Origin of the sequence: Micromonospora sp. M42 (assembly GCF_000568915.1) — a bacterium.
In the GTDB taxonomy this organism is placed as follows: domain Bacteria; phylum Actinomycetota; class Actinomycetes; order Mycobacteriales; family Micromonosporaceae; genus Micromonospora; species Micromonospora chalcea.
Map to the genome: position 1 here is coordinate 3,002,496 of NZ_KK037233.1, position 11,445 is coordinate 3,013,940.

Here is an 11,445-nt window from a genome sequence, read left to right on the forward strand (position 1 = left end):
CGCCAAGGTCGCCGAGGTGCGCAAGTACGCCGAGCAGTACCAGAACCCCCGGTTCCGCTGGAGCAACCCGACCGTCGACAACGAGACCGGCGACCGGGCCACCGTCTCCGCCCGGGTGACCATGACCACCGCCCGCAGCGTCTGCCCGTCCACCGGCACCTGGATCGCCCGGCCGCCCCGGTCGACCGATCCCCCGGGCGTGCCGAAGGAGATCGTGTGCACCGGGACCTTGGCGGCGACGGCCTGGTCGGCCGCCTCGATCGGGTCCATCCCGGAGGTGTTCGCGCCGTCGGAGAGGATGATGATCCGGGCCGGCGGCGGGTCCTTCGCGGCAGTCGCGTCAAGGCTCTTGACCGCGCCCAGCGAGGTGCTGATCGCCTCGCCGATCGCGGTGCCCTGCACGCCGGTGATGCCCTCGGCCAGCCGCCCGATGCCGTCGTGCAGCGCCTCCCGGTCGGTGCTCGGCGGCACCAGCACCGCGGCGCTGCCGGCGAACGCGACGAGGCCGACGTTGAACTCGTCCGGCAGCCCGTCGACGAACCGCCGGCCGGCCTCCTTGGCCGCTGTCAACCGGTCCGGGTCCACGTCACCGGCGAGCATCGAGGTGGAGACGTCGACAGCGACCATCACGGTGGCCCGTTCCCGGGGGACCCGCACCTCCGCCTCGGGGCGGGCGAACCCGACCACGAGCAGCGCCAGCATGGCCAGGAACAGGCCCGCCGGCACGTGCCGGCGCCAGGCCGGGCGGCGCGGGGCGACCCGGTCCAGCAGGCGCAGGTTGGTGAAGCGCACCGCGTACCGGCTCTGCCGCCGTTGCAGCACCAGGTAGCCGGCGACCAGCGCGAGGACGGCGAGCAGCAGCCAGAGGCGGGCTGGTGACTGCCAGGTCATGCGACACCTCCGCGGGCGGCGGCCGGCACGGTGGCCAGCCGGCGCTGCTCGTGCACGTGCCGCACCACGTCCGCGCACCAGTCCCGGTCGGTGCGCAGCGCCATGTGGGTGGCGCCGGCCCGGCGCAGCGTGTGGCGTACCTGCTCGCGCTGCTCGGCGGCGGCGCGCGCGTACCGCTCGCGCAGGTCCGGGTCGCCGGTCCACACCTCGCGGTGCCGGCCGCTCTCCGGGTCGACGAGCGTGATCAGTCCGACGTCGGGCAGTTCCAGCTCGCGCGGGTCGGTCACCTCGACCGCGAGCACCTGATGACGGACCGCGAGGCGGCGCAGCGCCGCGGCCCACGGCGGGGGCGCGGCGTCCGGGTCGTCGGGCAGTTCGTCGAGGAAGTCGGAGACGATCACCACGAGCCCGCGCCGGGTGGCGACACGCTGCAGGCCGTCCAGCCCGTCGGCCAGGCCCGGCCCCGCGGCGGGCGGGCGTGCGCCGGCCGCGCCCGCGTCGTCCGGGTCCCGCCGGTCGTCGGTACGCGGAGCGCCGAGCAGCGCGCGGAGCAGCCCGAGCAGATGGGTACGCCCGCTGCGGGCCGGGAATCGGCGCAGCCCGTCGGGCGTGAGCACCTGCGCGCCGAGCCGGTTGCCGACTCCGGCGGTGAGGAAGCCGATCGCTGCGACAGCGGCCACCGCCAGCTCCCGTTTGTCCAGCGTGGAGGTGCCGTACTCCATGCTGGGGCTGGCGTCGACGAGCAGCCAGGTGGTCAGTTCCCGGTCCGCGTCGACCTGGCGGACGTGCGGCACCGTGGTCCGGGCGGTGACCGCCCAGTCCATCCGGCGTACCTCGTCCTCGCCGGGGCGGTACTCCCGGCTGCCGGCGGCCTCGCTGCCCGGCCCGGGCAGCAGGCCCCGGTACCGGCCGTGCAGCAGGCCGTCGAGCCGCCGGGTCACCGTCAGCTCCAGCCGGCGCAGCCGCTGGTCGGGCGCGAGGTCGGTCAGCCCGGGCTCGGCCGCGCCGGTCATGCCGCCGCCAGGTCCGGCGCCGCCTCGGTGGGCCCGTTCACCAGCCGGGGTGGTGGCACCGCCTCGATCACCCGGCGCACCACGTCCTCGCCGGAGATCCCGTCGGCGACCGCGTCGAAGGTGAGCACGAGCCGGTGCGCCAGCACGTCCACCGCCAGGTCCCGGATGTCCTCGGGGAGGACGTAGTCGCGGCCGTGGATGAGTGCCTGCGCGCGGGCGGCGGCCACCAGGCCGAGCGTGGCCCGGGGGCTGGCCCCGTACGCCAGCAGCGGCGCGATGTCGGGCAGGCCGAAGCGTTGCGGGTCGCGGGTGGCGAGGATGAGGCGGACCACGTACTCGGCGAGCGCGTGGTGGACGAAGACGTCGGTGGCGCGGCGCTGGAGTTCCCGCAGCCGGATCGGGTCGAGCACGGTGCTCGCGGTGGGGCGCTCGGTGCTCATCCGGTAGAGGATGGCCAGCTCGTCGGCGTCGCTCGGGTAGTCGACCACGACCTTCATGAGGAAGCGGTCGCGTTGCGCCTCGGGGAGCTGGTAGACGCCCTCGGACTCGATCGGGTTCTGGGTGGCCAGGACCAGGAACGGCTCCGGCACCGGCCAGCTCCGCCCGCCGATCGAGACCTGCCGCTCGGCCATCGCCTCCAGCAGGGCCGACTGCACCTTGGCCGGGGCCCGGTTGATCTCGTCGGCGAGCACGAGGTTCGCCATGATCGGTCCCAGCTCCACGTCGAACTGCTCGGTCGAGGCGCGGTAGATGCGGGTGCCGACGATGTCGGAGGGCACCAGGTCGGGCGTGAACTGGATCCGGGAGAAGGTGCCGCCGACCACTGTGGCGAGGGTCTGCGCCGCGAGCGTCTTGGCCACCCCCGGTACGCCCTCCAGCAGGCAGTGACCGTCGGCGATGAGGGCGGTGAGCAGGCGTTCGACGAGCCGATCCTGCCCGACGATCACGCGTTTGACCTCGGCGAGGGTCTGTTCCAGCTCGACGCCGCTCGCGTCGGCATCGACCGGGCTGGGCACGCTGGCCAGGGTGTCCGAGATGTCCGTCACGGTGCTTGCTTCCCGGGCCGGACCGGCGACAAACGTCGGATTATCGGACCCGGACCGGCAGTGGCCGAACCGGACGGGCAGCATCTCCCCGATCGGGCGGCAACGGCACGAACCCCATCGGTCCGGGCGGGACCGGGACGGAACACGACACCGGCCCCCGCCGCAGCGGAGGCCGGTGCGCGGCCGGACGGGTCAGTTGGCGACCAGGATGTGGAACGGCCGGTCGGCGAAGCCGCCGGTGGAGTTGCGGGTCTGCACGAAGACCGCGTTGGGGGTCAGCGTGCGCGGCGCGGCCGAGATCTCGCCGCCCGGCGGCACGTTCGCCGAGTCGTTCGTGCCGATCGAGACGTGGTACGCCTTGGCGGACACGTCGTAGTCGAACAGCACCTGGTACTGCCCGGCGGACACGCCCGGGCCGGGTACGAACCGGAGCGAGGACACCACGTTGCCGGAGTGCTGCAGCAGCGTCCCGTTCGCCGACACGACCGCCCAGGCGACCTGACCGGGGGCCGGCGGGGCCAGCGTGGCCCGCATGGCGGCGCGGGCGGCCTGCCGCTCGGCGGCGGTCACCGGCGGCTGCGCGGTGCTGTGCCGGGCGCCGGGCTGGGGTCGCGCCTCCGCCTGGGCGGCCGCGGCGATCCCTCCACCGGCCAGGGTGAGGGACAGCGCGGCGAGCGCCACCACCGTCGCCTTTCGCTTGAAGAATGTGGCCATGAGTTCTCCCTTGGTTAAACCGTGGTGATACGGCGACTGCGCGCGTCAAATTGCGGATCATCGGGAATCCGCCCGGGGAGCGCACCGCTCGTGAGCTGGCCTTACTACAGAGAGTCGCGACGTCTCAACCAGGGGGAACGTAGCACCGGAAAACGCGGGCGGTCAATAGCTCATATTGCGTGTCCGACCGATCGAAAAAGTGCTCAGAAATTGCGGTCGAGCATTCACGAAATTGTTTCGCCGGGCATCGCGGCAGCGCGGACCCGGGTAGCCTGACGGCCATGATCACAGCGCCGGACCTGTCCCGGGGCGGCACCCGGGGCGGCCGCTGGGCCACCGCCGCGTGCTGGCTGGCAGCGGCGCCGGTCGCCGCCTGGGCGCTGGTACGCCTGGCCGGGCTGGAAAGCGGTCCGCTGGTGCTGGCGATCGCCTTCACGCCGTACGTCGCCGCGCTGGCCCCGGTCGTGGCGGTGTCGGCGCTCGCCCTGCGGCGCCGGGCCCCGGCGGTGGTCGCGGCCCTCGCCGCGCTGTCGTTGATCGGCGCGGTGGCGCCCCGGGCGGTCCCCGACGCCCGTCCCCCGGCCGACGGGCCGACGCTGCGGCTGCTCACCGCCAACCTGCGCCTCGGCTCGGCCGACCCGGCGGGACTTGTCGACCTGGCCCGGGTCCGGCGGGTGGACGTGCTCACGGTGCAGGAGCTCACCCCGGCGCTCGCGGCCGAGCTGGACCGGCTCGGCCTGGCCACGCTGCTGCCCTACCGGTCGCTGAGCCCCGAGGTCGGCTCCACCGGCTCCGGCGTGTACGCCCGCCACCCGCTGCGCGACACCGGGCACCGCCGCAACAAGGGGTTCTTCTTCACCCAGGCGTACGCGACGGTGACGGTGCCGGGCGCGCCGCCGTTACGGGTGGAGTCGGCGCACCCGGCCGCGCCGTACGCGGTGGACGTGGTGCCGGACTGGTGGACCGACCAGCGCGCCCAGCCGCCGGCCACCCCGGACGGCGGGCTGAGCGTGCTGGCCGGGGACTTCAACGCGACGCTCGACCACGCGGCGCTGCGGGAGCTGATCGCCACCGGTTACACCGACGCGGCGGACGCGGCCGGGGCCGGGTTCGGCGGCACCTGGGGGCCGTACGACGGCGACCCGATCCCGCCGGTCACCATCGACCACGTCCTGGTGGACCGGCGCATCGCGGTGCGCGCCGCCGGCACCTTCCCGGTGCCGGGCAGCGACCACCGCGCGTTGCTGGCCGAGCTGCGCCTGCCGGCCGGGTGAGTCAGGCCGCGGTCCCGCCCGTCACGCGGGTCCGGTCCAGGCCGTAGGTGAGCGCGTCGACGAGCGCGTGCCAGCTGGCCTCGACCACGTTCGGGTGCACGCCCACGGTGGTCCAGTCGCGGCCCGCCCCGGCGGTCTCCACGAGTACGCGCGTCACCGCGCCGGTGCCGTGGCTGCCCTCCAGGATGCGGACCTTGTAGTCGGCCAGCTGGAACTCGCGCAGCTCCGGGTAGTGCCGGGACAGCGCCACCCGCAACGCCTCGTCCAGCGCGTTGACCGGGCCGTTGCCCTCGGCGGTGGCGATCACCCGCTCGCCGCGTACCCGGATCTTCACCGTGGCCTCGGAGACCACCGCGCCGTCCTCGCGGTGCTCGACCAGCACCCGGTACGACTCCAGCGTGAACGGCCGGACCGGCGCCGCGCCCGGCAGTTCCGAGCGGACCAGCAGTTCGAACGAGGCGTCGGCGGCCTCGAACGACCAGCCATCGGCCTCCAGCTCCTTGACCCGCCCGGTGACCTTGGACAGGGTGTCCGGATGGCCGGCCAGGTCCAGACCGAGCTCACGGCTCTTGAGCTCGATGCTGGCCCGGCCGGCCATCTCGGTCACCAGGATCCGCATGTCGTTGCCCACCACGGTGGGTTCCACGTGGTTGTAGAGCAACGGGTCGACCTTGATCGCGCTCGCGTGCAGCCCCGCCTTGTGAGCGAAGGCGGCGGCCCCGACGTAGGCCTGGTGGGTGTCGGGGGCGATGTTGGCGATCTCGGCGATGGCGTGCGAGACCCGCACCATCTGTTCCAGGCAGCCCTCCGGTAGGACGGGCATGCCCAGCTTGAGCTGAAGATTGGCGACGATCGCGAAGATGTCGGCGTTGCCGGGGCGCTCGCCGTACCCGTTGGCGGTGCCCTGCACGTGGCGGACGCCGGCCTCGACGGCGGCGATGGTGTTGGCGACCGCGCAGGCGGTGTCGTTCTGCGCGTGCATGCCGAGCCGTTCCGGCGCGATCCCGGTGCGCGCCACCAGCCCTTCGATCACGGCGGTGACCTGGGAGGGCAGCATGCCGCCGTTGGTGTCGCAGAGGACGAAGCGCTCGGCGCCGGCGGCCAGCGCGGTCTCCGCCACAGCGGTGGTGTAGCCCGGGTCGAAGCGGAACCCGTCGTAGCAGTGCTCTCCGTCGACGAAGACCCGCCGACCCTGCGCCACCAGGTACGACACGGTGTCGCGGATCATGGCGAGGTTCTCCTCGGCGGTGGTGCGCAGCGCGCGTTCCACGTGCCGCAGGTCCGCCTTGGCGACCAGGGCGACGGCCGGGGTCTGCGCGTCGAGCAGCCCGCGCACCTGCGGGTCGTCCTCGACCGCGAGGCCGGCCTTGCGGGTGGCGCCGAAGGCGACCAGGATCGCGTGCCGCAGTTCCAGCTCGGTGCGGGCCCGGCGGAAGAACTCGGTGTCCTTGGGCACCGCGCCCGGCCAGCCCCCCTCGATGAAGCCGACCCCGAGGTCGTCGAGCAGGCGGGCCACCGCCAGCTTGTCGACCACCGAGTACGTGAGTCCTTCGCGCTGGGCGCCGTCGCGCAGCGTCGTGTCGTACACCTGGAAGGTCATCGGAGTCCTCTTCTCGTGTCCGTCCTGGGGCGCAAACAAAAAGACCCCCCGCGGATGCGGGAGGTCTGCGCGCTCGGCGAGGGAAGGCCGGCGCGCTAGCTGCTAATGATCAGGACGAAGCTGGTCACGACCAGTACTCTGCCACCCCGCCCCCGCTTTTGGGAGGCGAAACCCATATTCCGGGACGATCGCGGGGCTGGTGACCGCCTTCACACCCGGCCACCGCCTGCCACGAGCGCAAACAGGGCTGCGGAAGAATCTTGAACAGATCCAGTTACTGGCCCGGCGGTGCTGCCGGGTCACGCTCAAGGAGGACCCGTGCTCACTGTCGGTGACCACTTCCCCGAGTACGAACTCACCGCCTGCGTATCGCTCGACGCCGACAAGGCGTTCGAGACGATCAACCACAAGTCCCACGAGGGCCAGTGGCGCGTCGTGTTCTTCTGGCCGAAGGACTTCACCTTCGTCTGCCCCACCGAGATCGCCGAGTTCGGCCGTCTCAACGGCGAGTTCGCCGACCGCGACGCCCAGGTGCTCGGCGTCTCCGTCGACAACGAGTTCGTCCACTACGCCTGGCGCAAGGACCACCCGGACCTGCGCGAGCTGCCCTTCCCGATGCTCAGCGACATCAAGCGTGAGCTGACCTCCGCCTGCGGCGTGCTCGGCGCCGACGGTGTCGCCCAGCGGGCCACCTTCATCGTGGACCCGAACAACGAGATCCAGTTCGTCATGGTGACCGCCGGCTCGGTCGGCCGCAACGTCTCCGAGGTGCTGCGGGTGCTCGACGCGCTCCAGACCGACGAGCTGTGCCCGTGCAACTGGAACAAGGGCGCGGCGACGCTCGACGCCAACGCGCTCCTCGCCGCCGCCGGGGCCTGACCATGGGCCTGGACGCGATCAAGGCGGGCCTGCCCGAGTACGCCAAGGACATCCGGCTCAACCTCGGCTCCACCATCACCACCTCGACGCTGAAGCCGGAGCAGGCGTGGGGCACCGCCCTGGCCTGCGCGGTGGCCGCCCGCAACCCGGTGGTGCTGCGGGAGATCGCCGCCGAGGCGGCCGGTCACCTCACGCCCGAGGCGGTCGAGGCGGCCAAGGGCGCGGCGGCGGTCATGGCGATGAACAACGTCTACTACCGGGCCAAGCACCTGATCGGCGACGAGCAGTACGCGTCGCTGCCGGCCCGGCTGCGGATGCAGATCATCGCCCGCCCCGGCGTGGAGAAGACCGACTTCGAGCTGTGGTGCCTCGCCGTCTCGGCGATCACCGGCTGCGGCGTCTGCCTGGAGTCGCACGAGAAGACGCTGCGCGCCGCCGGGTTCAGCCGGGAGCAGGTGCACGAGGGGCTGCGGATCGCCGCCGTCGTACACGCCGCCGCGGTGACCCTGGACGCGGAGGCCGCGCTGGCCTGATCCACCGGCCCGGACGCGCCCGACCGGCGCCGCGCGGGCCGACCTCCCGAGGGGCCGGCGTCACCACCGTGGCGCCGGCCCCTCGGCGTCGGCGGGCCGGCCGCCGGCGGGTTGGTGCCCGGACAGGGTGGGTAACCCTCCCGACTGATGACGGCGCCGCGACGGCCGCGGCCCTGGGGACGGGAGGCGGCACATGGACGGACTGGACCCGCGCGCCACGCACGGCGGCACCGAGCCGATCCTCGACGACGGCCGGGGCACCGTCGCCGGGGGCGCCCCGGCGGGCGCATTCGACCCGTGGCGCTACCGCGACGAGGCGGGCGTGGCGAGCGCCGACCTGACCGGCTACAAGGTCGAGGCCACCGACGGCGCCATCGGCAAGATCGACCGGGCGAGCCACGAGGTGGACGACAGCTACCTGGTCGTGGACACCGGGCCGTGGATCTTCGGCAAGAAGGTGATGCTCCCGGCCGGGACCGTGAACCACGTCGACCACGACGCCCGCACCGTGCACGTCGACCGGGAGAAGGACCAGATCAAGGCCGCCCCGGAGTACGACGAGTCCAGCCACGCCGACCCGGGCTACCGGGACCGGCTCGGCGGCTACTACGGCGAGAGCCACTCGGCGCTGCCGCCGGACGTGCCGCCGCGCATCTGACACCGCGGCGACGGCCGGTGGGGACGTGGGAACGCCCCGCCGGCCGTACCGTGTCGGATGTGGACGCCCCGCAGAGCCCCTTCCCCACCCTGTTCAACTTCCGCGACGTCGGCGGATACGCCGCTCAGGACGGGCGCACCGTGCGCCGCGGCCGGCTCTACCGTTCCGACTCGCTGCACCGCATCGACGAGACCGACCGGGCGGCGTTCACCGCGCTCGGCATCCGTACCGTGATCGACCTGCGCCGCCCCACCGAGGTGGAACGCGACGGACGGGTGCCCGCCTACGACGGGCTCGCCTACCGGCACATCCACCCCGAGCACGCCGACTGGGGCGCGAACCGGTTCGACGCCTCCGGCGTCAGCCTGGCCCGCTACCTGGCCGACCGGTACGCCGACCTGGCGCGTACCGGGACCGCCGGGCTCGCCGAGGCGGTCGGGCTGATCGCGGACAGCGCCAACGCGCCGGTGGTGGTGCACTGCGTCGCCGGGAAGGACCGCACCGGCATCGTCTGCGCGCTCACGCTGTCCGTGCTCGGGGTGCCCGACGAGGACGTGGTCGCCGACTACGCGCTCAGCACCGCGGCGTCGCAGCGCTTCACCGAGTGGGTCCGCGCCACGCTGCCGGACGCGGAGGAACCGCCGCCGCCGTTCCTGGAGTCACCGGCCGAGACGATGGAGCTGTTCCTGGCCGAGCTGCGCGCCGGCCACGGCTCGGTCGAGGGTTACCTGAACCACGCGGGCGTCACCGAGACGCAGCTGGAGTCGCTGCGCACCCACCTGCTGGACTGACGCCGCGCGGTGAGCAGGGAGCGGACTCGCTGCTCACCGCGCGGTCGGGCGTTCAGATGACCCGGGTGACCCAGCCGTGCGGGTCCTCGGCGCGACCGCGCTGGATGTCCACCAGCTTCTGGCGCAGGGCCATGGTGACCTGGCCGGGCTCGCCGCCGCCGATGAGGAACTCGCCCTCCGGGAAGCGCACGCCGCCGATCGGGGTGACGACAGCGGCCGTGCCGCAGGCGAACACCTCGCGCAGCCGCCCGCTCGCCGCGTCGGCCTGCCAGTCGGCGAAGCTGACCGGCGCCTCCCGCACCTCGTGCCCGGCCTCGGCGGCCAGGGTGAGGATCGCGTCGCGGGTGATGCCGGGCAGGATCGTGCCGCCCAGCGGCGGGGTGACGATGCTGCCGTCGTCGTAGACGAAGAAGACGTTCATGCCGCCCAGCTCGTCGACGTAGCGCCGCTCGACCGCGTCCAGGAAGACCACCTGGTCGCAGCCGGCCTCGATCGCCTCGGCCTGCGCCGCGAGCGACGCGGCGTAGTTGCCGCCGCACTTCGCCGCGCCGGTGCCGCCGGGCGCGGCCCGGGTGTAGTCCGGCGAGACCCAGACCGTCACCGGCTTCACCCCGCCGGAGAAGTACGCCCCGGCCGGCGAGGCGATGACGCAGTACAGGTATTCGTTGGCCGGGCGCACGCCGAGGAAGACCTCGCTGGCGAACATGAACGGACGCAGGTAGAGGCTGGCGTCCTCGTGCTCCGGGATCCACGCCTGGTCGATCTCGACCAGACGGCGCAGCGACTCCACGAACGTCGCCTCCGGCAGCTCCGGCATGGCGAGCCGGCGGGCGGACGCGCTGAACCGGGCCGCGTTGGCCTCCGGGCGGAACATCGTCACCGCGTCGCCGGTGCGGTACGCCTTCAGCCCTTCGAAGATCTCCTGCGCGTAGTGCAGCACCGCCGCGGCCGGGTCCATCGGGATCGGCGCGCGCGCCTCCAGGCGGGCGTCGTACCAGCCCTTGCCCTCGGCGTAGCGGATGGTGACCATGTGGTCGGTGAAGACCCGGCCGAAACCGGGGTTCGCCAGCAGGGCGGCCCGGTCGGCGGCGGATACCGGCGCGGGATTCGGACGGATCTCGAAATCGAGCTTGTCACCACCGCTCATCGCGCTGACCTCCCTGCGGGTTCACGGCATGCGGGATCGCACGCCGACGTCACTGGTGCCAGAAACTTACCCCGAACGGTCGTTCAGCGGATAGGTCCGCCCCTCGGACGGCTGCGCCGCACCGGACCGCCGAATCGGGCCCGGAGACGGGTCTGGCGGCCCGTTACCGGGCCGCCAGGTGAGGATCGGCCCGGTCAGGATACGGCGTACCCGGCGAGCCGGTCGCCGACCTCCTCGGTGCGCAGCGACGCGCCGGGCGTACGCGCGGCCAGCTCGGCGCCGACCGCGGCGGTGACCCGGGCGGCGGCGTCGGCGTGGCCGAGCTGGTCCAGCAGCAGCGCGGCGGAGAGCACGGCGGCGACCGGGTCGGCGACGCCCTTGCCGGCGATGTCCGGCGCGGAGCCGTGCACCGGCTCGAACATCGACGGGTAGCGCCCCTCCGGGTTGATGCAGCCGCTGGCCGCCAGCCCGATGCCACCGGTCACCGCGGCGGCGATGTCGGTGAGGATGTCGCCGAAGAGGTTGTCGGTGACCACCACGTCGTACCGGGACGGGTTGGTCACCAGGAACATCGCGGCGGCGTCGATGTGCTGGTACTCGGTGGTGACGTCGGGGTGCTCGGCGGCCACCGCGGCGAAGGCGCGCGACCAGAGCGAACCGGCGTGGGTGAGCACGTTGGTCTTGTGCACGAGCGTGACCTTGCGCCGTTCGCGACGGCGGGCGCGGGCGAAGGCGTCGCGGATGACCCGCTCGACGCCGTGCCGGGTGTTCAGGCTCTCCTCGGTGGCCACCTCGGCCGGGGTGTCCCGGTGCAGCGCGCCTCCGGCGCCCGCGTACAGCCCCTCGGTGCCCTCGCGGACCACCACGAGGTCGACCTCGCCGGGCTTGACCGCGGCGAG

At 73.3% G+C, this 11,445-nt stretch carries 12 protein-coding genes; 5 read left to right on the forward strand and 7 right to left on the reverse strand.

Features of this window, described 5'->3' with window-relative positions; genetic code table 11:
* The 4 genes from MCBG_RS13535 to MCBG_RS13550 form a co-directional block, all read right to left on the reverse strand.
* Positions 1 to 891, reverse strand: an 891-nt coding sequence (locus tag MCBG_RS13535) for a VWA domain-containing protein (RefSeq protein ID WP_084789517.1), incomplete at its 3' end; no start/stop codon positions are given.
* A complete protein-coding gene (locus MCBG_RS13540) occupies positions 888 to 1,904 on the reverse strand; it encodes a DUF58 domain-containing protein (RefSeq protein ID WP_043325978.1) in 1,017 nt (338 codons plus the stop codon). The genes MCBG_RS13535 and MCBG_RS13540, both read right to left, overlap by 4 nt.
* Positions 1,901 to 2,950, reverse strand: a complete 1,050-nt coding sequence (locus MCBG_RS13545) for an AAA family ATPase (protein ID WP_043325980.1) — start codon at positions 2,948 to 2,950, stop codon at positions 1,901 to 1,903. Before MCBG_RS13545 ends, MCBG_RS13540 begins: the two co-directional genes overlap by 4 nt.
* Positions 2,951 to 3,142: 192 nt before the next feature.
* Positions 3,143 to 3,664, reverse strand: coding sequence for a hypothetical protein (locus MCBG_RS13550; RefSeq protein WP_043325982.1), 522 nt, complete (start codon positions 3,662 to 3,664; stop codon positions 3,143 to 3,145).
* Between the two features lie 281 nt (positions 3,665 to 3,945).
* Between MCBG_RS13550 and MCBG_RS13555 the strand changes: the two genes are divergently transcribed.
* The gene (locus tag MCBG_RS13555) at positions 3,946 to 4,938 is read left to right on the forward strand and encodes an endonuclease/exonuclease/phosphatase family protein (RefSeq protein WP_043325984.1); all 993 of its coding nucleotides are present in this window, start codon (positions 3,946 to 3,948) and stop codon (positions 4,936 to 4,938) included.
* 1 nt (position 4,939) lies between these two features.
* Here MCBG_RS13555 and cimA read toward each other — a convergent pair whose 3' ends face one another.
* A complete protein-coding gene (gene cimA, locus MCBG_RS13560) occupies positions 4,940 to 6,538 on the reverse strand; it encodes a citramalate synthase (protein ID WP_043325985.1) in 1,599 nt (532 codons plus the stop codon).
* A gap of 318 nt (positions 6,539 to 6,856) precedes the next feature.
* Here cimA and MCBG_RS13565 point away from each other — a divergent pair, with 318 nt between their 5' ends.
* From MCBG_RS13565 to MCBG_RS13580, 4 genes are all read left to right on the forward strand, one after another.
* On the forward strand, positions 6,857 to 7,417 hold the full coding sequence (locus MCBG_RS13565) for a peroxiredoxin (protein ID WP_043325987.1): 561 nt from the start codon (positions 6,857 to 6,859) through the stop codon (positions 7,415 to 7,417).
* A gap of 2 nt (positions 7,418 to 7,419) precedes the next feature.
* Positions 7,420 to 7,950 (forward strand): carboxymuconolactone decarboxylase family protein, encoded by a 531-nt coding sequence (locus MCBG_RS13570; RefSeq protein ID WP_013284513.1) that lies wholly within the window; start codon positions 7,420 to 7,422, stop codon positions 7,948 to 7,950.
* A 193-nt stretch (positions 7,951 to 8,143) separates the two neighbouring features.
* Positions 8,144 to 8,608 carry a hypothetical protein gene (locus MCBG_RS13575; RefSeq protein ID WP_030500871.1) on the forward strand — a complete coding sequence of 155 codons (465 nt, stop codon included), beginning with the start codon at positions 8,144 to 8,146 and terminating at the stop codon, positions 8,606 to 8,608.
* A gap of 50 nt (positions 8,609 to 8,658) precedes the next feature.
* The gene (locus MCBG_RS13580; RefSeq protein ID WP_043330569.1) at positions 8,659 to 9,399 is read left to right on the forward strand and encodes a tyrosine-protein phosphatase; all 741 of its coding nucleotides are present in this window, start codon (positions 8,659 to 8,661) and stop codon (positions 9,397 to 9,399) included.
* A 52-nt stretch (positions 9,400 to 9,451) separates the two neighbouring features.
* Here MCBG_RS13580 and MCBG_RS13585 read toward each other — a convergent pair whose 3' ends face one another.
* Entirely contained in the window at positions 9,452 to 10,546 is a 1,095-nt protein-coding gene (locus MCBG_RS13585; RefSeq protein WP_043325988.1) for a branched-chain amino acid aminotransferase, read from the reverse strand.
* Between the two features lie 194 nt (positions 10,547 to 10,740).
* Positions 10,741 to 11,445 (reverse strand): isocitrate/isopropylmalate family dehydrogenase (locus tag MCBG_RS13590; protein ID WP_043325990.1); only part of this gene is annotated, 705 nt, incomplete at its 5' end.

What these genes read in the sequence shown, in the direction of transcription:
- MCBG_RS13540 (WP_043325978.1), bottom strand. Translation starts at nt 1,904, where the DNA reads ATGACCGGCGCGGCCGAGCCCGGGCTGACCGACCTCGCGCCCGACCAG.
- MCBG_RS13550 (WP_043325982.1), bottom strand. Translation starts at nt 3,664, where the DNA reads ATGGCCACATTCTTCAAGCGAAAGGCGACGGTGGTGGCGCTCGCCGCG.
- MCBG_RS13555 (WP_043325984.1), top strand. Translation starts at nt 3,946, where the DNA reads ATGATCACAGCGCCGGACCTGTCCCGGGGCGGCACCCGGGGCGGCCGC.
- cimA (WP_043325985.1), bottom strand. Translation starts at nt 6,538, where the DNA reads ATGACCTTCCAGGTGTACGACACGACGCTGCGCGACGGCGCCCAGCGC.
- MCBG_RS13570 (WP_013284513.1), top strand. Translation starts at nt 7,420, where the DNA reads ATGGGCCTGGACGCGATCAAGGCGGGCCTGCCCGAGTACGCCAAGGAC.
- MCBG_RS13575 (WP_030500871.1), top strand. Translation starts at nt 8,144, where the DNA reads ATGGACGGACTGGACCCGCGCGCCACGCACGGCGGCACCGAGCCGATC.
- MCBG_RS13585 (WP_043325988.1), bottom strand. Translation starts at nt 10,546, where the DNA reads ATGAGCGGTGGTGACAAGCTCGATTTCGAGATCCGTCCGAATCCCGCG.